At 50.4% G+C, this 19,849-nt stretch carries 20 protein-coding genes and 8 tRNA genes; 11 read left to right on the top strand and 17 right to left on the bottom strand.

Annotation, left to right across the window (positions count from 1 at the left end; all coding sequences use genetic code 11):
- The first annotated feature begins 8 nt into the window (after positions 1-8).
- From CAG65_RS16700 to CAG65_RS16665, 8 genes are all read left to right on the top strand, one after another.
- Positions 9-93 (top strand) — tRNA-Leu (locus tag CAG65_RS16700).
- A gap of 29 nt (positions 94-122) precedes the next feature.
- Positions 123-197: transfer RNA gene (locus CAG65_RS16695), tRNA-Gln, on the top strand.
- Between the two features lie 45 nt (positions 198-242).
- Positions 243-327, top strand: a tRNA-Leu gene (locus CAG65_RS16690).
- A gap of 29 nt (positions 328-356) precedes the next feature.
- Positions 357-431, top strand: a tRNA-Gln gene (locus tag CAG65_RS16685).
- Positions 432-474: 43 nt separating this feature from the next.
- Positions 475-561: transfer RNA gene (locus CAG65_RS16680), tRNA-Leu, on the top strand.
- A gap of 56 nt (positions 562-617) precedes the next feature.
- Positions 618-702, top strand: a tRNA-Leu gene (locus CAG65_RS16675).
- 41 nt (positions 703-743) lie between these two features.
- Positions 744-818 (top strand) — tRNA-Gln (locus tag CAG65_RS16670).
- A 45-nt stretch (positions 819-863) separates the two neighbouring features.
- A tRNA-Leu gene (locus CAG65_RS16665) sits at positions 864-950 on the top strand.
- Between the two features lie 235 nt (positions 951-1,185).
- Here CAG65_RS16665 and CAG65_RS16660 read toward each other — a convergent pair.
- The 15 genes from CAG65_RS16660 to CAG65_RS16590 form a co-directional block, all read right to left on the bottom strand.
- Positions 1,186-2,319 (bottom strand): flagellin, encoded by a 1,134-nt coding sequence (locus CAG65_RS16660; protein ID WP_021705777.1) that lies wholly within the window; start codon positions 2,317-2,319, stop codon positions 1,186-1,188.
- 472 nt (positions 2,320-2,791) lie between these two features.
- The gene (locus CAG65_RS16655; RefSeq protein WP_021705779.1) at positions 2,792-3,931 is read right to left on the bottom strand and encodes a flagellin; all 1,140 of its coding nucleotides are present in this window, start codon (positions 3,929-3,931) and stop codon (positions 2,792-2,794) included.
- A gap of 344 nt (positions 3,932-4,275) precedes the next feature.
- Positions 4,276-5,469 (bottom strand): flagellar hook-associated protein FlgL, encoded by a 1,194-nt coding sequence (flgL, locus tag CAG65_RS16650; protein WP_161454342.1) that lies wholly within the window; start codon positions 5,467-5,469, stop codon positions 4,276-4,278.
- A 12-nt stretch (positions 5,470-5,481) separates the two neighbouring features.
- Positions 5,482-7,356, bottom strand: a complete 1,875-nt coding sequence (gene flgK, locus CAG65_RS16645; protein ID WP_021705781.1) for a flagellar hook-associated protein FlgK — start codon at positions 7,354-7,356, stop codon at positions 5,482-5,484.
- Positions 7,357-7,503: 147 nt separating this feature from the next.
- Complete coding sequence (flgJ, locus tag CAG65_RS16640; protein WP_161454341.1) at positions 7,504-8,430, bottom strand: flagellar assembly peptidoglycan hydrolase FlgJ; 927 nt, start codon at positions 8,428-8,430, stop codon at positions 7,504-7,506.
- A gap of 10 nt (positions 8,431-8,440) precedes the next feature.
- Positions 8,441-9,532: a flagellar basal body P-ring protein FlgI gene (locus CAG65_RS16635; protein ID WP_021705783.1), complete on the bottom strand. Its 1,092-nt coding sequence runs from the start codon at positions 9,530-9,532 to the stop codon at positions 8,441-8,443.
- Positions 9,533-9,590: 58 nt separating this feature from the next.
- Positions 9,591-10,370 (bottom strand): flagellar basal body L-ring protein FlgH, encoded by a 780-nt coding sequence (gene flgH, locus CAG65_RS16630; protein WP_021705784.1) that lies wholly within the window; start codon positions 10,368-10,370, stop codon positions 9,591-9,593.
- Between the two features lie 22 nt (positions 10,371-10,392).
- Positions 10,393-11,181 carry a flagellar basal-body rod protein FlgG gene (gene flgG / locus CAG65_RS16625; RefSeq protein WP_021705785.1) on the bottom strand — a complete coding sequence of 263 codons (789 nt, stop codon included), beginning with the start codon at positions 11,179-11,181 and terminating at the stop codon, positions 10,393-10,395.
- 17 nt (positions 11,182-11,198) lie between these two features.
- The gene (locus CAG65_RS16620) at positions 11,199-11,948 is read right to left on the bottom strand and encodes a flagellar basal body rod protein FlgF (RefSeq protein ID WP_161454340.1); all 750 of its coding nucleotides are present in this window, start codon (positions 11,946-11,948) and stop codon (positions 11,199-11,201) included.
- A gap of 200 nt (positions 11,949-12,148) precedes the next feature.
- A complete protein-coding gene (gene flgE, locus CAG65_RS16615; protein WP_021705787.1) occupies positions 12,149-13,453 on the bottom strand; it encodes a flagellar hook protein FlgE in 1,305 nt (434 codons plus the stop codon).
- Positions 13,454-13,477: 24 nt separating this feature from the next.
- Positions 13,478-14,191: a flagellar hook assembly protein FlgD gene (gene flgD, locus CAG65_RS16610; protein WP_021705788.1), complete on the bottom strand. Its 714-nt coding sequence runs from the start codon at positions 14,189-14,191 to the stop codon at positions 13,478-13,480.
- Positions 14,192-14,209: 18 nt separating this feature from the next.
- Entirely contained in the window at positions 14,210-14,626 is a 417-nt protein-coding gene (gene flgC, locus CAG65_RS16605) for a flagellar basal body rod protein FlgC (RefSeq protein ID WP_021705789.1), read from the bottom strand.
- Between the two features lie 5 nt (positions 14,627-14,631).
- Positions 14,632-15,027 (bottom strand): flagellar basal body rod protein FlgB, encoded by a 396-nt coding sequence (flgB, locus tag CAG65_RS16600; protein WP_021705790.1) that lies wholly within the window; start codon positions 15,025-15,027, stop codon positions 14,632-14,634.
- Positions 15,028-15,266: 239 nt separating this feature from the next.
- On the bottom strand, positions 15,267-16,094 hold the full coding sequence (locus CAG65_RS16595; RefSeq protein WP_021705791.1) for a protein-glutamate O-methyltransferase: 828 nt from the start codon (positions 16,092-16,094) through the stop codon (positions 15,267-15,269).
- 11 nt (positions 16,095-16,105) lie between these two features.
- A complete protein-coding gene (locus tag CAG65_RS16590; protein ID WP_021705792.1) occupies positions 16,106-17,032 on the bottom strand; it encodes a chemotaxis protein CheV in 927 nt (308 codons plus the stop codon).
- 75 nt (positions 17,033-17,107) lie between these two features.
- Between CAG65_RS16590 and flgA the strand changes: the two genes are divergently transcribed.
- The 3 genes from flgA to CAG65_RS16575 all read left to right on the top strand — a co-directional run bounded on the left by flgA (position 17,108) and on the right by CAG65_RS16575 (position 18,747).
- Positions 17,108-17,854, top strand: a complete 747-nt coding sequence (flgA, locus tag CAG65_RS16585) for a flagellar basal body P-ring formation chaperone FlgA (RefSeq protein WP_161454339.1) — start codon at positions 17,108-17,110, stop codon at positions 17,852-17,854.
- A 116-nt stretch (positions 17,855-17,970) separates the two neighbouring features.
- Positions 17,971-18,285: a flagellar biosynthesis anti-sigma factor FlgM gene (gene flgM / locus CAG65_RS16580; protein WP_021705794.1), complete on the top strand. Its 315-nt coding sequence runs from the start codon at positions 17,971-17,973 to the stop codon at positions 18,283-18,285.
- A 36-nt stretch (positions 18,286-18,321) separates the two neighbouring features.
- The gene (locus CAG65_RS16575) at positions 18,322-18,747 is read left to right on the top strand and encodes a flagella synthesis protein FlgN (protein WP_161454338.1); all 426 of its coding nucleotides are present in this window, start codon (positions 18,322-18,324) and stop codon (positions 18,745-18,747) included.
- A 71-nt stretch (positions 18,748-18,818) separates the two neighbouring features.
- On the opposite strand, the gene flgP is transcribed toward CAG65_RS16575, so the two are convergent.
- Together flgP and CAG65_RS16565 are read right to left on the bottom strand one after the other, a co-directional pair.
- Positions 18,819-19,250, bottom strand: coding sequence for a flagellar assembly lipoprotein FlgP (gene flgP, locus CAG65_RS16570; protein ID WP_021705796.1), 432 nt, complete (start codon positions 19,248-19,250; stop codon positions 18,819-18,821).
- A gap of 10 nt (positions 19,251-19,260) precedes the next feature.
- The coding region (locus CAG65_RS16565) for a FlgO family outer membrane protein (protein WP_161454337.1) at positions 19,261-19,849 on the bottom strand (589 nt) is incomplete at its 5' end.

The raw sequence follows: 19,849 nt of genomic DNA, 5'->3' as shown, positions 1-19,849 counted from the left end.
GACTCAATGCGGAAGTGGCGGAATTGGTAGACGCACCAGATTTAGGTTCTGGCGCCGCAAGGTGTGAGAGTTCAAGTCTCTCCTTCCGCACCATTGAGTCTGATAGTGAAAGCTATCGCTGTAGGTCTATCGCCAAGCGGTAAGGCAGCGGCTTTTGATGCCGCCATTCCCTGGTTCGAATCCAGGTAGACCTGCCATTTTTAATAAGCTGAAAGAGCGGACTTTTTCAGTAATAATTCGATGCGGAAGTGGCGGAATTGGTAGACGCACCAGATTTAGGTTCTGGCGCCGCAAGGTGTGAGAGTTCAAGTCTCTCCTTCCGCACCATCGAATTTGATAGTATAAACTATCGTCGTAGGTCTATCGCCAAGCGGTAAGGCAGCGGCTTTTGATGCCGCCATTCCCTGGTTCGAATCCAGGTAGACCTGCCATTATTTAGGTTATCGATTCACTCGATACCATGACTGTGATTATGCGGTGGTGGCGGAATTGGTAGACGCGCTAGCTTCAGGTGCTAGTGTCCGTTAGGACGTGAGGGTTCAAGTCCCTCCCTCCGCACCAAACACAGTCTAATATGGTCAACAGTGAGGTTAATCTCCTGTAAGCCATGAAAATTTGCGGAAGTGGCGGAATTGGTAGACGCACCAGATTTAGGTTCTGGCGCCGCAAGGTGTGAGAGTTCAAGTCTCTCCTTCCGCACCATTGCTCTCTGGCGTAAGAGCAGGTAGTATTACTACTTCAGTAGGGCTATCGCCAAGCGGTAAGGCAACGGGTTTTGATCCCGTCATTCCCTGGTTCGAATCCAGGTAGCCCTGCCATTATTTAAAGGTCATCGATCCAATCGGTACCCTAACTGTGATTATGCGGTGGTGGCGGAATTGGTAGACGCGCTAGCTTCAGGTGCTAGTGTCCGTTAGGACGTGAGGGTTCAAGTCCCTCCCTCCGCACCAAACACAGTTAAAACGAAAACAACAAAACCCAGCTTCGGCTGGGTTTTGTTTTATCTGCTTTCTGACCATTCATCATGCTCCCTCGTCTCTCCGTGTATCTCTTTAGATTCACTTCGGCAACGCTGTTGAATTTGATATAAAAACCGCTAAGAACATCATCTAGAAGATATTAGGCATAAAAAATCCAGCCGAAGCTGGATTTTGAACGATTGCAGAGCTAACCTTAGGACTCTTGTTAACCAAGCAAACCTAACGCAGCATTTGGAGCTTGTTTGGCCTGCGCAAGCACTGAACTTGATGCCTGAGTCAAAATCTGAGATTTCGTCAACGCCGTTGTCTCTTTCGCGAAATCAGTGTCTTTGATTCGGCTCTTCGACGCGTTCACGTTCTCATTAATGTTGTCCAGGTTGTTGATCGCGTGACTAAAGCGATTCTGGAATGCCCCCAACTCAGCACGGTGGCTGTCAACGTACTTGAGTGCAGAGTCAACCACAGCGACCGCTTGCTGAGCACCGCCCACAGAACGAACATCAATGGTATCAACTGTTTCAGCCTGAGGACCACCAATACTCAGTTCACCTGCCAGGCTGCCGCCAAAGGTAGCAGCACCTTCCACTTTGTTGTTATCGGTAAACAGCTGCAACTGACCATCTTCGTTCACTGACGCTTTGATCATGTCGGTTTGACCATTGATGTACGTCGCCAGCTCTTCGATGTCATCGCCTTCTTTCGCATTGACGGTGATGTTCTGCGCTGCGCCGAACTTGTCCGTCAGCGAGATCGTCAGATCGTTTGCACCAGCTTGTACCGCCCAGTCTTTGTCCTGACCATTCGCTGCCACATACGCGTTGCCGCCCATCATAACGTTATCGCTGCGCATGTCATTCAGGCTTAGCATAACCGCTTCACCGTTATCTGCACCGATCTGGAAAGACTTGGTGGCAAACGTACCGTTGAGCAGTTTATTACCACCGAATGAAGTGGTTTCTGCGATACGATTCAGCTCGTCATTCAATGCGGTGATCTCTTCCTGAATCGCAACACGCTCAGATTTTGAGTTTGAGCCGTTCGCCGATTGCAGTGACAGATCACGCATGCGTTGCAGAATATTGGTGGTTTCATTCATTGCACCTTCAGCGGTCTGAGCAATCGAAATACCATCATTCGCGTTACGCACCGCTACATCCAGGCCGCGACTTTGTACATTCAGGCGGTTGGAGATTTGCAGGCCCGCTGCATCGTCTTTCGCGCTGTTAATTTTGAAACCTGAAGACAGACGCTCCATCGAGGTCTGTTGTGCATTACTGGCACTGTTCAGGTAACGCTGTGCTGTCATCGCAGACACGTTGGTATTTACATTCACTGCCATAGTGATTTCTCCTGTTGATTTTCCCGTCGAAGCGGAACTTCCAGAAACGGTTTCCGACGTCTCGGAAAACCAAGTCGTTCTCTCAAAGTTACTCTTAGTAGCGACTCAGGACGCAATACCTTTAGCGGAAAAATACAATGTTGCTGAAAAATAACGCACAATAATCCGTTTCTCGAACTGGATAGCAGAAATAGAAAAAAGATCTAAAGTTTCAATCAGGCTGGTCGGGGGAGCGAGTGGAATGGCAGAAAAAGAAAAGCCCCTTTCCTTTGAGAGAACCGGGGCTAGAGTAGTCCGTCAGCGCCTTGTGGAGATCGAGAGAAATGATCACATCACTGACTGACCGTTTACGCAGTGACCCTCCAGAACAGCCAGTGGAGTGAGAGAGGCTGAACTCGATGATCGCTGCGCATTGCCTGGAAACGCTTCATTAACCCCACGTCTGGGAACAACTTAATGAAGCACTCCAACACTACTGCAGCAAAGTAAGCGCAGAGTTTGGCAACTGTTTTGCTTGGGCAAGAATTGAGGTTCCGGCCTGTTGCAGAATCTGGTTTTTGGTCATCGCGGTGGTTTCTTTCGCGAAGTCGGTATCTTTAATACGGCTGTTGGACGCTTCAACGTTCTCCTGGATGTTGGCCAGGTTGTTAATACTGTGACTCAAGCGGTTCTGCTTCGCACCGAGGTCTGCTCGCTGTGAATCCACGTATTTCAGGGCCGAATCGATGATGCCGACTGCGTTCTGCGAACCACCCACGGTGTTCACGTCAATGTTCTGCACGGTTGTGCTGACACCCGGGCCGCCGTTCAGACCAAGTTCGGTCGCCAAGCCACCGGAAATGTTCAAGTTCCCTTGCAGGTTTGGCTCTGCCATAAACAGCTGTAGCTTGCCATCCTGATCGACCGACGCTTTCATTTTGTCTGTCTGACCATTGATGTACGTCGCCAGCTCTTCGATGTCATCTCCCTCTTTGGCAATGATATCGAGGGTCACGGCTTCGCCATCTTGCGTGGTGAACTCGAGTTTCAAATCTTTCGCCGTTGGCGGAACTCCCCACTCTTTGGTCTTGCCCTGCTCCGAGATAAACGACTGACCACCCATGCGGTAATCGTCTGCGCGGATACTGGTCAAGCCCATGATGATCGCTTCACCGGAACTGGCGCCGATCTGAAATGAAGCTTCACCGAAGGATCCGTTCAGCAGTTTACGTCCACCAAAAGACGTGGTCTCGGCGATACGGTTCAATTCGTCCTGCAAAGCCGTCACTTCTTCGTTCAGAGCCTGACGCTCCGACGCTGAGTTAGTACCGTTGGCCGATTGCAACGCCAGATCACGGATACGTTGCAGAATGTTGGTCGATTCGTTCATCGCCCCTTCTGCCGTTTGGGCAATGGAAATACCATCGTTGGCGTTACGCATAGCCACATCCAAACCACGGGACTGAGCCGTTAGGCGGTTCGAGATCTGCAGGCCAGCCGCATCGTCTTTTGCACTGTTGATCTTGTTACCCGATGACAGGCGTTCCATCGAAGTATTCAGATCATTAGACGACTTGTTTAAGTAACGCTGAGCGGTCATCGCCGAGACGTTGGTATTAACGTTGATGGTCATAGTTTGCTCTCCTAGTGAGTTCGCAAGTGCTTGCGAAGCGGCCAGCTTAGTCTCATTTGGAAGCACTGACCGTAAATGCCTTGCTAAATCCGCCCTAAAGCCGATTTATAATTCTGTTTTCACTTAACTGGATAAATACAAGTTGTGTGCCAACTTTTTAACCAATCATGTATTTGAAACAAAACACTTATCATACAATGAGTTACAAAATAACACTCATACCGCTTATGTGTGTCTCGCCTTTCATTGAGCGGCCATTACTATCTTTTGCCGCTGGTTTGCCGCCCGCTTGCCTCCCTACTCCACCTTCGCACATATGGCGTCAGCACATATGGCAACAAAGATCAGATGTAGTTGAACAGCGTTAAATCTTTGGTTTTGCCGAACGCTTGCTGTGAGGCCTGCAACGCACGTGAATTTTCATTGAAATCGATCACGGCTTCCGCATAATCGAGATCCTCAAAATTGCTCTTGGATTTGGCCAGCGCAATCTTGAAATCCTCATGTTGCTGCTCTTGAATATCCAGAGTGCTCATCCGAGCCCCCAGATCGGTACGGGCTTTGTTCAGATGAATAAAAGCCGCATGAAACTCTTCGGTCATCTGATGTAATTTGGCCGATGCCGAAGCATCCGATACGGGTTTGGCTGCCCACTCACGCGTTTGCCGGAATGTATCGAAAATACTGAATGTCTTACGCGGTTCAATGCTGATCACATCCCCTTTGGTGATCTGACCTTTAAACTGAATGCTCAGATCTTCAAACTGAATACCTTGCGCCGGATTGAACTCGTCGGCCTGCACCACCGAACCGTTGCGCTCTAACTGATAACCGAACTTACCGTCTTGCATGTCCACGAACGTCACCTGATACGTGGACTGATCGCTGCCATCTAAGTTGGTGGCTCGCTCCAGCAACAGCTCCGATCCTTCCTGGAGCTGATATTGCGGCTGGTAATCACCAAACGGATTGTCTATTTCCATGAACACTTTACTGCCGGGATCATTGATGGCCATTTCCAGCGTATTGGCCACTTTCATCTTGCGCTGATAATCATCGCCACCGTAGGTCACGTTGCCGGCATTATCGCGAAAGAACGGCTGGTTCTTAGGTTTCGTTCCGGCAAACACATAGTTACCGTTTTCGTCCTGGCTGTTCGCCAGATTCAGCAAGTTATTGGAAATCTCTTCCAGTTCGCGCGTACGTGCCAGGCGATCTTCGGGTGACAACGCACCGTTGATCATTTCCATCACCGTACGTTTGGCATCATCGGCAAAATTTTCCGCCCCCGACACCATCACTTCCTGATGTTCGAGACGGTTTCTGACCAGCACGATCGCGTCCAGGTATTGCTGCAACAGTTGTGACTGCTGACTGGCATTCTGGATATAGTGTGTCGCCAGCGGATCATCACTTGGCTTAAGTAATTTCTTACCCGACGCCATTTGCTCCTGGTTGTGATGCACTTTGGTTTCCTGACGGCGCAGATCATTTTGCACCGACTGATAGTTATGGAAGCTGGATATACGATTGAGCATTTATCGGCCTCCTTATCTCAGCGCCAGAATGGTATTAAAGGTATCATTGGCGGCCTGCATAATGCGCGATGACGCCATATAGGCCTGCTGGAACTTCATCATATTGGCCGCTTCTTCATCCAGGTTCACACCAGCAATCGATGCTACGCGCTCCTGCGCAGCCTCATTTTCCAGCCGTGCCACATCGGTCAGACGAGAAGCCGTCGACATCTGCAGGCCAACATCGGTATTGAGGTTGTGGTAAATATCCACCACCGTTGATTCGTGATCATTGAGCGTCTTGGCGGTCTGGATACTTTGCATCTTCAGCAGGTTGCCATTATCCCCTTCCGATGGGACAAGATTTGCCGTGAACTTGTCGTTCGGCAATGCGCCGCCGCTGAGGTTAAATGTTGTGCCCATTACACTGACCGGGCCCGATGGCGGGTAGCTCTGTGGATCCAGCAGCACATTACCTTTGGTGTCGGTCACGGCAAACTGATCGCCGCCCGGTGAGATCACCACTTCGAATTCACGTAAATCGCCAACTGACGCAATATCAAATTTGGCCGCGCCCTGCGCGAAGGTGGTCGATGCTTCGTAACTCTGCGCGGCAATCAGCGTAGGATCATTAATTGCCATTTTGATCTGCGCTGCGGCATCACGGGTTGGGCGGATGATCACCCGTTCTCCTGCGGCTAAATCTCTGCGAATATCAATGCGTACACCGTCGACAGCAATCGCGCTACCGCTGACCGGCACCACTTTCTGCTCGCCATCTGGCGTCGTCAGCACATAATCTCCGCCATTGTATTGCAGTGAGTATTCGCCCCCTTTGAGCTGAGACGGATCATCGATAAATACCGCCAGATCGGCTTGTGAGTCCGGCGCCTGAACCACACGTGACTTGACCGCTACGTCTGAGTTCACATCGGTAAACATGTTGCGGCCCACGTTGCCACGTAAATCCAGCCCCTGTGACTGCAATTTGTTGACTTCAAACGCAAACGCTGCCGACATCCGGCCCAGTTCGTCCTGCAGGTATGGGATCTGTTCATCACGCATTTTCAGCAAGGCGCCGATTTTGCCATCAATGTCTTTGGTGGTAATGGCTTTGATGCCTTTGCCTTCAACCATCGCCAGACGACGCTCATGGACATCTGGGTAGCCATCAATCATCTTCAGCTGACTCGCTTCCGTCCCGGAGACCAGGGTGTGGCCATTGCCGATGTGGACATTGAAACCTTCTGCATTTTTGCGCGGCGTCACCGTCACTTTGGTGTATTCCGACAGCTCTTTGATCAACTTTTCATGCTGATCCATTAAATCATTATGTGGTCCGGGTGTGCGCATCATCAACCGGTGTAAGTCACGGATTTCCATCCCTAATTGGTTGACCCGCTCAACGGCCACATCAAGTTTCTTGTTGGTCACATCCGACTGGCGGCGAACGGTTTCATGGAAATCGTTCAGGTTTTGTGTCACTAACTGGGCTTTTTCCAGCACCACTTTACGCGCGCCCACATCATTGGGGCTGTCGGCCAGTGACTTCACAGAATCAAACCACTCGTTCACATTTTCGGGGATCTTTTTTGCCGCTACGGAAGACAACATCCCGGACAACAAATCGTAGTTGGCTTCGATGTCCTGTTGCTTGGCAAAGTTGGTGGTAGACAGGTTTAGCTCGTTGACGGCAAACTGATCCCAGGAGCGGCGAACATTTTCCACATGCACGCCCATGCCGTACGTTTCCCCGCCGTACTGGCGCGGCATATTCGTGCCCTGAATCACAGACTGACGACTGTAGCCCTCTGTGTTCACGTTCGAAATGTTATGGCCTGTGGTGTTGAGCTGTCTCTGAGCGGTCAGAACACTTTGTGCACCAACATTCAGAAGATCCGACGCCATATTGCCCCCAAAAAAACCTTGAAAAATCAGTCTTCACTGAACTACTTAAAGTTATTTAGCAATATATATGCCAGAGAGTATATTGGCGGAGCGCCGGTGGTGTAATTAGGATAAAAAGACGCCACCCGCTCGAGGCGGGTGGTGTCATTACATCTGGTCGATTTTTTGTTGGACCTGCAGCACCTTATCGGCGTATTTCGGGTCGGTAGCATAACCAGCTTTATGAATCCCGCGGATAAACTGCTCAGAGTCGCCTCCGTGGCGCAGCGCTGTCTGATAACGCGGATTATCGTTCAGAAAGCGGACGTAATCGTCAAAGCTGTCCTGATAGTTGGCGTAGGAACGAAATGCCGCCCGCTCTTTTACCGGTACACCTTGATGATATTCCAGTGTTTGCGTCGCGACTTTGTGACCGCCCCAGCTGCGATCAGCTTTGATATTGAACAGGTTGTTGCTGCTGCCGCGAGCATTATGGATCACTTTCTGTCCCCAACCGGTCTCCAGTGCCGCCTGGGCCAGCAATAGCGAAGGATCCACACCCAGTGCCCGAGCCGCGCGTTGCGCGTATGGACGCAGTGACGAAATGAAATTTTCTGGCGTATCGAACCGGGCCGGTTTATCCACCCTCTGAGTCTGAGGAGCACTGGCCACAACCTCTTCTGGCCGCTCTGCACGTTCCTGACGCACTTGCTTCACACGCTCCATCATGGCTTCAAAATCATCCGCTTTGGCTGCGGCGCCCTGGTTTTTAACAGAGCCTTGACTGAGCTGAGCCACAATCATATCCGCCAGTCCGAGTGAGCCGGAGGCACTCATTTCGCTCGACATCTGTTCATCCATCATCTGGCGGTAGAACTGCTCATTCTGGTTACGCATCAGATCGGATTCGAAACCGCTGTTCGCCTCACGCATCGATTTAAACAACATCGAGGTAAAGATGGCTTCAAACTGTTTGGCCGCTGCGGTCAGCGCCGCCTTTTCACTGCTCTCATCACCGTCCACCGCTTTCTGGCGCAGTTTGTCCAGATTCGCGATGTCGTGGATAAAACCAATATCGTTGCCGTTATTAATCATGCATCCACCCTTAAATAATGATCAACTGGCCTTCAATGGCACCCGCTTGTTTGAGCGCCTGAAGTATCGCCATCAAATCCGACGGAGCCGCGCCGACTTCGTTCACCGCCCGGACCAGGTCATCCAGCGTCAGGCCCGGTTCAAACTTAAACATTTTGCCCTGTTCTTCTTTGATTTCGATTTCAGAATCTGGCACCACCGCCGTCTGACCACCTGAAAATGCGTTTGGCTGACTGACATTAAGGTTTTCTTTAATCGCCACCGTCATTCCGCCGTGAGTGACCGCAGCCGGTTTCAGGCGCACATGCTTACCGACCACTATCGTTCCGGTGCGTGAGTTAACGATGATTTTGGCTGCGCCATCCGCTGGATTAAATTCCAGGTTCTCTACCGCCGATAAAAACGCCACACGTTGACTGAGATCACGCGGGGCACGCACGCGTACCGAGGTCGCGTCCATTGCTGAGGCCATTTGCGGCCCGAGGAAACTGTTGATGCTGTCGGCCATGCGTTGCGCCGTGGTAAAATCTGACTCCATCAGGTTGAACGTAATGTAATCACCGCGGCTGAACGGCGTTGGAATCTCACGTTCGACAATTGCACCGCTGGAGATCATCCCAGCCGTAGGGTTGTTACCAACAATTTTTGAGCCGTCAGCTCCGGTAGCACTGAAGCCACTCACCACCAGGTTGCCCTGTGCAACGGCATAGATTTGCCCATCCAGGCCTTTTAGCATGGTTTGCATCAATGTTCCGCCACGCAGGCTTTTGGCAGAACCGATCGACGAAACTGTCACATCAATGGTTTGCCCCTGCTTAGTGAAAGCCGGCAGATCAGCGGTCACAATCACAGCCGCGACGTTCTTGGTTTTCGGTTTCGTGCCCGGTGGCAACTGAATGCCGAAGTTTTGCAGCATGGCATTGAAACTCTGATCGGTAAACGGCGTCGACTCACCGGTTCCCGGCAATCCGGTCACCAGGCCATATCCGACCAGTTGGTTGCTCCGGACGCCTGCTACCTGAGCCACATCCTTAATGCGGGCAGCCTGCGCGCCAGTGGCAAAAAGCATCATGCCTATCAGTAACAGTGTGAGTTTCTTCATTGTGCGTACCTGTTTCTCTAACTGAGCGAAGTGACAATACTTCGACTAAACCTGCAGTTTAGAGAGAGACATTAAAAAATCGTGCCAAGAATCCAGGTTCTTGCATATCCTGGTTGGTGCCCGTGCCGGAATACTGAATCCGCGCATTGGAGATTCGCTTAGAAGCAATGGTGTTGTCGTAATCAATATCATCAGGACGAATCGTGCCACTCAGGCGTACATATTCGTCACCGGTATTGAGCGTCAACCACTTTTCACCGCGAATGACTAAGTTTCCGTTGGCCAACACTTCAATCACTTCAACCGTGATAGAGCCTGTTAAGCTGTTGCTTTGATTCGCTTCGGCGTTGCCTTCAAAATTGTTGTCGTTGTTCAGCTTGTAGGAGAAATTATAGTCGCCCACATTGAGTTGCTGCCCCCCGACTTCGAGAGGGTCCATAGATGAGTCGTTGCTCTTGGACAAATTGGCATCCGAACTCTTAGCTGCCTTGGTCTTTTCTTCTAGGATCACGGTGATGATGTCCCCGATGCCACGAGGCTTCGAGTCGTCATACAAACTGCTGGCCTGCTGCAGGTTAAATAGTGATCCGGTTTCTGCCGCGTAGTGCTCAGGCTGATGTTTGGGATGAATCGGCGCCCAGGCCGGATCACCGGCCACCGGATCCGTGCGGCCACGCATGGTGTCCACTAAGCCCGAGCTTTCCTCTGATGCTTTGTCTCCTTCCACCGCATCGACCGTGGTCGTGCCCTGCACCACATCTGACGTTTCCACTTCCGGATCCAGCATCGCGCATCCAGAGAGCAGACAAATACCTAAAACGGCCAGCAAACGAAACATATCGGCAACCCTCGACCTTAAATTACAGTTGTTGGTTCACAAAGCTCAGCATCTTATCCACGGCTGAAATGACTTTCGAGTTCATTTCGTAGACACGCTGCGCTTCAATCATGTTGACCAGCTCTTCCGTGACATTCACGTTGGAGGTTTCCAGCATCGATTGGCGAACTTGCCCAAAGCCGTCCAGGCCCGGCACGCCTTCTTGCGGATCACCACTGGCTCCCGTCGGCAGGTAGAGGTTCTGGCCGATTGGCTCAAGACCACCTGGGTTGACAAAGTCGACGGTCGCTATCTGACCAACCACCTGGTTGTCCTGCTGTCCACGGACACGCACCGACACTTCACCGTCGTTGCCGACCGTAATGCTGATCGCATCATCGGGGATCACGATCTCAGGCTCGAGCGAATATCCAGAGCCGGATGTCACGATCGCACCTTCGTCATTCACGGTAAATTGACCATTGCGCGTGTAACCAATGTTGCCGTCCGGCATCAGGATCTGGAAGAAACCGTCCCCTTCGATCATCATGTCGAGACTGTTGTTGGTGGTCTGCACGTTACCTTGGGTATGCACTTTCTGCGTAGCGACCACTTTCGAGCCCGCCCCTAACATCAGACCGCTTGGCAGCTCGGTGTTCTGGGAAGACTGACCACCTGGCTGATTGATGTTCTGATAAAACAGATCTTCAAATACGGCGCGACTCTTTTTGAAACCGATGGTCGAGGCGTTCGCCAGGTTGTTGGAAATCGTTGAAATATTGGTTTGTTGTGCGTCCAGACCAGTTTTACTGACCCATAATGCCGGTTGCATAATAATCTCCTAATTGATCAGCTCATACGAAGCAGTGAATCGGATGCTTTATCCATATCCTCAGCGGTACTCATCATTTTGACCTGCATTTCAAACTGACGTTGCAGGTCAATCAGACTGGTCATTTCGCCGATGGCGTTGACATTACTGCCTTCAATCGCACCGGTGAGCAGCTTAACTCCGGCATCCGCTTCGTATGCCGCATTGGGGTCTTTAGCACGGAAAAGACCATTGGTGTCTTTGAACAAATCCTGATTATTGGTGCGGGTCAGCTTGATTCGGTCAACCACTTCGATAGCATCCGCCGGAGCGCCCTGAGGAACCACCGAGATCGTGCCGTCGTTACCGATTTCAATTTTGCTGAGCGGGATCGGCAGCGTAATCGGCGCGCCATTCTCCCCCAGAACCAGATGGCCGGAAGCATTGCTTAATAAGCCATTGGTGCCCACATGCAAATTACCGTTACGAGTCAGGCCTTCACGGCCGGTTTTATCCATCACGGAAATCCATCCATCACCCTGAATGGTGACATCCAGATCCCGGCCTGTGGTAATCACACTGCCCTGCTCGAAGTTATGGCCCGGACGTTCTGTCATGCTAAAAACACGACTTGGCAACCCTTCACCGTAGGCCTGCATTGAACGGGCTTGCGCCAAATCAGCACGGAAGCCCGTGGTACTGACGTTTGCCAGGTTGTTCGCTCGCAGTTGCATTGCCTGCATGTTTTGCTTAGCGCCACTCATGGCGAGAAACAGTGCGCGGTCCATAAATTGCTCCGATAATCTGAGTTCACGATCATCAAAAGCAATTGGCGTGCCAATTTTTATTTAGTATACAAATCAGGTAATTAAGATGGTTTTATTCGAGAAAGAGGCAAGCTTGCCGCTACGACCGCGGCAGATGGCAACCATACCAGACCGGCGGTTGCCGCCAGCCTGGTATGCAGAGGATTGCTGATAGGGATGTATTAACGAATCTGCAGGATATTTTGTTGCAGTTGGTTGTGAACTTCCAGAGAGCGAGAGTTAGCCTGGAAGTTACGCTGCGCGGAAATCAGATCCACCAGCTCTTGAGTCATATCGATGTTCGACTGTTCAAGCGTACCGTTGTTAATGGTACCAAACGACCCTTTGTTGGATTCCCCCCAGATCTTGTCACCAGAGAACTGCGTTGAATCCCACTGAGTGCCACCTTTCTTATCCAAGCCCTGCTCATTCGGAACCCGAACCAGCGCTACGCGACCCAGAGTAACGTTTTCACCGTTGGAGTAAGTACCCAGCACACTGCCGTTTTCATCGAAATCAATTTTGGTCAAAAAGCCGGTTGTGGCTCCATCTTCATCGAACTTGGTCAGCTCAAATGGCGCCGCAAACTGGGTGGCAGAGTCCAGGCCAAATGACAGCACCTGATTTGGATCCGCACCGTTGAGATCAATCGGATTTGCCCCAGTCCCCAAAGGCTCAGACACGATATTCTGACCGTTATTCAAACTGGCCAAAGTACCGTCGTTGTTGAACTTCATGGTGTGCCCGACATGACCGCCCGGCGTTGACGCATCACCACCTGTAATATTCAGGGGTTTTTCGCCAGCAGAATCCGTCACCGTGTAGTAGGTTTGCCAGGTGTTCGGCTGGGTCTGATCTTTCACGTAGTACGTCGTCAACTTATACGACTGACCCATGGAGTCATAGATTGTCGAAGACGTTGAACGGTTATACGTGTCCGGATCAGTGAAATCAAACAGGGTTGGATCTTTCAGATCGCCATTGGCGGGCAGGTTAACCCCGACTTCGATGTTGGAAGTCTGTTTCGGCTTACCGAACTCCGCAGGAATGTTCAGCGGCTGCGGCTCATAAGAGCTCACATCGCCAGTATCCGGATTGACTTGATAACCAAGCAAAAACTCATCGTTAGATGTCACCATGTAGTTGTCTTTGTTGAGGTGGAAAGCACCGTTACGTGTCAGCTCGTTCTGCTGAGGCACGAGGCGATCTTTTGCCACGGAAAAGAAACCGGTTCCCGAAATCCGCAAATCCATTGGGTTGTTGGTATAAATACTGGAACCTTCATGAAATTGCTGAGCAACCTTGTTTGCCTGAACACCCTGACCAGCGGTGGTCTTGGAGTTGGTAAACAAAGAGTTCGAGTACACATCACCAAACTCCGCACGCGACTCTTTAAAGCCGAATGTGTTGGCGTTGGCAATGTTGTTACTGGTGGTGTTCAGATCTAACTGAGCTGCGGAAAGACCGCTTAAAGATACATATGACATTCCAAAATCTCCTCTCTGGCGCGCTTACGCTTTGCCCACTTCTAGTACTTCAGCAAGTCGAACTGGCGAATCAAAGCCAGCCAGATTGAGCAGTACGTTACCATCACCTTTACCAAGAAGAACGCTGTTGACGTTTGCGTAAGTCGATACTTCAAACTCTTTGCTCTCCCCATCCAGCAAACCTGCGGCTTTCACCTTGTATTTGCCGGCCGGCAATGGGTTACCGTTTTCGTCTTTACCGTCCCATTCGACACGGTTGTCACCGGATGGCTTTGCTCCCACATCAAAGGTTCTGACCAATTGACCCGCCTCGTTTTCGACTCGGACCATCAGGTTATCCACCGACTGGGGTAACTTCACCATCGCGGCCATGCCTGCGTCATCTTTCTTCACGCCGGCTGCCCCTGGCACCAATACATCACGACCTACCAGAGACGAAGCCTGCAGCGCCTGATTCGACGTCATCGACGCATTCAGTGTTTCAAACTGATTGTTCATTTTGCCGATGCCATCAACCGTGGCAAATGAAGCCATTTGCGCAATCATCTGGTCGTTACTGACCGGCTTAAAAGGATCCTGTTGAGCAAGTTGCTTGGTGAGCAGCGACAAGAAGTCTTCCTGTTTCAGGTCTTGCTTACCGGTGACTTCCGCGTTCTCTTTCTGCTTTTGCTCTTGAAGACTTTTAAGCTGGTCAACATAGGACAAGCCGCTTTGACCAACCTGATTAATTCCGGCCATTACGTTACCTCCTTATCCTTATTGACCCATCTGCAGCGTACGCAGCAGCATTTGTTTACTCGCATCTGCTACCTGAACATTCGTTTGGTATGAGCGGGAAGCAGAAATCATGTTTGCCATTTCTTCCATCACGTTGACGTTTGGCTTGTAGATATAGCCTTCATCATTCGCAAGCGGGTGGTCCGGGTTATACTCCGCCGTCAGTGGTTTATCACTTTCAACAATCCCCAACACTTTCACCGGCACGTTGTCGTCGCGGTTGTAACGTGCTTTGCTTAACTCGGCGCCAAAAACCGCGTGGCGAGCTTTGTAGGTGTCTTTGGCTGAGCTTGAGACACTTTCCGCGTTCGCCAAGTTACTGGAGGTCGTGTTCAGACGAACAGATTCAGCACTCATTGCGGAACCAGTCACATTGAATACATTAAATAAGCTCATCTAAATCATTCCCCTTTAATCGCTTTCGTTAAGTTCTTGAATTTACTTCCTAGGAAGTCAAGTGACGCTTGGTGGCGAAGCTGGTTTTGCATAAACAGGTTACGCTCCAGATCCACATCGACCGTGTTACCGTCACCGGTGTCGGGTTGCGTTGGCATGCGGTACAACTTTTCCCCTGTCACCCTGGTTGAGGCAGAAATATGCCGACCATCGGTTCGGCTAAGACCAATGCTTGCCTCCGATGTTGCCGCTTGTAGCGCTTTCTGAAAATCAACACCGCGGGCCTTGTACCCCGGTGTATTCGCTTGTGCAATGTTAGTGGAAATCACCTCAGCATTGCGCTCACGAACCCCTACCGTGTACTGATGGATACCCAGAGCGTTGTCAAAAGAAATTGCCATATCTGCCTCTACCCAAAGAACTGACTCTTTACTAACTAGAACTTTGCAATTAGCGTACCAACTTGAAATTGCCACACCTCGACGCCGAGTTCCGGTCAGATTTGCAATAATTACGCCGTTTTTACTCCACGCTCTTTATGGCGTTAACAAAAAGCGTGGGATCTTGGAATGTCTTCTTATCTATAGCGGAAAACAAAAAGCCCGGCAAATAATGCCGGGCTTTAGGAGGAGGAAACGATTTACTTCAGTTTGTAGATGATGCCAGGATTGCAGCGCACCATTTCAAAACGATCCGTCAAACCGGTCAGTGACTCAGAAGCCCCCAACAGCAGATAACCGCCAGGATTGAGGCTGTTCGCCATCTGGTTCAATACCTTAGACTTCATATCCGGAGAGAAATAAATCAAGACGTTACGACAGAAAATCAGGTCAAACTTACCCAGCAGAGCATAGCTGTCCATCAGGTTCTGTGGGCGGAAGTTAACCATACGCTTCACGTTGTCTTTAATCTTCATCCGTCCGTCACCGGCATCTTCAAAGAAGTTGCGACGACGCTCTGGAGACAAGCCTCGCCCTAACGCCAGATTGTCGTACACGCCCGCGCGGCAGACATCCAACATCGTGCTGGAGATGTCGGTCGCCGTGATCGACACCGATGGCAGCATGCCAGGTTTACGCAACTGAGTTTCGAGGATCGTCATGGCAATTGAATATGGCTCTTGCCCTGATGAACTGGCCGCCGACCAGATCTTAATTGGCCGTTTGTTGGCGGCCACCTCTGGCAGCAACTTCTCGGCCAAGACCGTGAATGGGTAAGAGTCACGAAACCAGAGCGTTTCATTGGTTGTCATGGCATCCACGGCGGCAACGCGCAACTCACGATTCCGTCCAGTCACGACATCACGGAGCAACTCAGACAACGAGCCCAGTTTAAACTTAGTCACCAAAGGGCTTAAGCGACTTCTAACCAAATACTGCTTACTGTCTCCCAGTACGATACCGCATTGGGATTCTAAAAAACGGCTAAAATCTCGATATTCTTGATCGCTTATAGTTATCGCTGTCATTAATGTCTCTTTTAATTTGTCAGTGCAGTTTTCACCGCATTACCAAGCTCATCCGGGTTAAATTTCGCGATAAAGGTGTTGGCGCCCACTCGCTCCACCATAGCCTGGTTAAAGACTCCACTCAGGGAGGAGTGAAGAATAACATACAAATCTTTCAGATCCGCATTTCGACGAATCTCAGCAGTTAAGGTATAGCCGTCCATTTCCGGCATTTCAATGTCAGAAATCACCAGAGAGATCTGTTCATAGATGCTGCCTTGCGCAGCCATTTCGACCAGTTTCTCGTACGCTTCTTTGCCATCTTTGACCGATACGACCTCAAAACCGATCGACGCAATCGCACGCTCAACCTGTTTACGCGCGACCGTCGAGTCATCAGCAATCAGGATGCGACGGACAATTTCTTTTTCCTGTTCAGCCTCTGCAATTCCCTGACCAATAGATTCATCCATGGTCTCATCCACCGGCGCAATCTCAGCCAGGATTTTTTCAACATCAAGGATCTCGACCAATTCATTGTCGATGTTGGTCACTGCGGTGAGGTAGTTGGCTTTGCCCGCACCGTCTGGAGGCGGCAAGATGGCTTCCCAGTTCATGTTGATGATGCGTTCAACCGACGTGACCAAAAAGGCCTGAATCGTTCGGTTGAATTCCGCAATCACCACAAAGCACTTCTCGACGTCTGTGGTTGGACGGCCTCCAATGGCCAGACTCAAATCAATCACAGACACGGTATGGCCGCGAATATGAGCGACACCTTTCACTAATGGGTGAAGGTTTGGCATGGAAGTCAGCTTAGGGCACTGCAGTACCTCTTTAACTTTAAATACGTTGATGCCGTAACGTTGACGTCCCATTAAACGGAACGTTAACAGTTCTAATCGGTTTTGACCGACGAGTTGTGTACGCTGATTCACTGAATCAAGGATACCCGTCATAAGCTCATCTCCATTCAAACTTTGATGCGAAAAATGGTAGTCTAACTCTGGCTAAGTGACGAACAGGGAAACAAAATGCCTTTTTTGCGACAAACTTTGCGCCCGGCACCGCCCAGAGCCTGCAGACTTATATATAGTAATGTTTTTTTGTTTATCGGCTTATTGTCGTTTTTCTTTAGCCTTTCTGTCTATGCGGCCACACAAGAGCAAATCGTCAATATTCAACAAGCTGCTGAACAACATATTTTGTCGACCGTCGAATGGCCAGTAGGCGGTAAGCTAGATGCGAACGCCTCTAATGTCGACTCTCGTATATTTGCCACCGACTGTCCAGCGCCGCTACGTACATCCGCCAGCTCGAACAATCCATCTGCAAGCACCATCACGGTTTTGGTGGAATGCCCTGAAGATGACTGGCGTATCTATGTGCCAGTGCGCCTGTCTCTGTCCGGCCCTCAGGTGACCTTGGCTAGCGCCTTACCGAAAGGTCATATCTTATCGGCATCCGACTTAAATATCACCATGGTCGATCTGAACCGCCTTCGTCGCGAGGGTTTTGCCGATACGCACGAAGTGATTGGCGCTAAGCTCAAGAAAAGCATGCGTCTTGGCGAAGTGCTCGAAGCGCGTGATATTTGTGTAGTATGCCGCAATGAGAGTGTACTGATAAAGGCGATGAATAAAGGTATGACCATTACGACGAAGGGCATCGCCTTGAGCGACGGCTCACTCGGTGAACAGATTAGAGTGAAAAATAGTAAATCCAATCGTATAATTGACGGAAGAGTAACCGGTATTGGCGAAGTCACGGTGCAATTTTAGAGAGGTTGGTCCCGAAAACCCGGGATAATGAACAAACCGTTAAAAATTTCTAAAGTAATCTTTTTGACTGTCGATATTTACTACGCAGGTTTTGATTTTTGTAAATAGGGCTTTTTATGGCAGGCATTGATAACATTCGCTCTGGTCAGACGCTGACGACTTCGACCCGAAGTAGCGCGCGAACAGAGAGCAACAAGACTTCAGGCAACGAGAGCGTCAGTCACTCGGCCTCCAATCAGGACGCGGTGTCACTGAGCTCGCAAGGCAAAGCGATGGGTAAAATGCACAGTGAAATGGCAGCGCAACCGAGTTTTGATAAAGCGAAAGTCGCCGCAATCAAAGAAGCGATTGCCAATGGCTCATACACCGTTGATCCGGAAAAACTGGCGGACAACATGATCAAATTTGAAAAAGAGCTGGGCGGCCTATAACCTGTCACTGACTCTCACAAAACCTGTAAGTAAATTATGGCTGCATTAAAAGGATTGGTGGAATTTCAACTTCAGAGCGCAACGGCCCTCTCTTCTCTGCTCGAGAAAGAAAAAGTCGCGATCGCCAATCGTGTATCCAAAGACATCGAACAACTGGCCAAGCAGAAAATTGAGCTGATCTCTCAGCTTCAGCAAACCGATGAGCGGATTGGCCGACATCCGGATGTTGACACGTTGAAAACGGATCCTGAACTTAGCCCTATAGTTCAACAGATCCGCGCGATCATACACGATTGCCAACAAGCGAATCAGATCAACGGTGATGCCTTGCAACGCGCACAATTGAGCTTTAACAAGCTCAATAACCTAATGCAACAAAGCCATGGCAAAATAGGCATGACCTACAATGCCGGGGGGCAAACTCATACCGTGTCCACTCTGGGTACCAATATAAAAGCCTGATGACAAAGCATAATAAAAAAGCGGCAATCTGATTGCCGCTTTTTCCGTTATGGAGATATTGAGAGAAAAACTCAGAATAGCGTCTGCTGGCGTTTGTCCGGCACGACCTGTACTTCACCGTAGTCACGCAGTTTGTCCATCTTACGGATATCCAGACGCAGCTCAGTGACATAGCTGTCACCCACCTTATACGCACGTACCACTTCAGCACCACGGATCACACCGTCAACCGCGCCTGAGGTAAATTCAGTTCCTAATCGCTGATCACGCAGATCGGCCCGGCCGCTAACGCGCATGCCGTACACCTGCTCCGCTAGCTCACGGTACGCATCGATCTTCGAAGCGCGCATGGCCCGAACCTGACGCTCTTCTTCATTGCGGCCTTTTTGTTCACTGATGCTGGCATAGCCAACTGCAGTCAGCCAGTCATCCGGACGCATGGTCGACAGTGGCTGGCATCCCACCATAACGAGTGCCATCACGAGCAATAATACTTTTTTCATAACCACTTACCTATGGACGAAGAATGACGGTGTGAGGTTGAGAGATGTATGGATTCGAGCGAATGATCACCCCATCCTGAGTGCGCATGCTGTTGAGCGTATCCAGATCGCGGCCGATGCGATCCGCTGGTAAAAAGCCCTGAGCGGTAGCGACCACAACACGTGACTGCATCCCGACAACCCGCGCATTGACCAATACCCCGCCTTCTTGACGCAGCATGGTTCCGGTCAGCACAAACTGAACATCCTGCTCGTGAGATAAGTCCTTCCAGTCACGACTGAAGGCAAAGTCACCTTGCTGCGTAACCTGAATGGAGCCGGTCGTTTTATAATCGACCACCTTAAAACCACGACGCTGAAACTGGTGAATAAACCCTTCCGATACTGTATTCCCCAACCAGTTGGTGGCATCCATGTTCTGCAGATCCACAAACGAGGTAATCGCGATCGGTGTGCGCGCCGAAATACTGGTATTCGACACCATTAAATCCTCGGTCATACTTTCGACGAAAAAATCGATGGTATGACGCGGGCTATCCATCAACATAAACTGCGAGCCCTGGTATTGCTCCTTACCATTGTATATTGGAGCATAGGCA

The sequence above is a fragment of the Vibrio sp. V39_P1S14PM300 genome (assembly GCF_009904765.1).
Taxonomy (GTDB): domain Bacteria; phylum Pseudomonadota; class Gammaproteobacteria; order Enterobacterales; family Vibrionaceae; genus Vibrio; species Vibrio proteolyticus.
This window is presented reverse-complemented; position numbering and strand designations above follow the sequence as displayed.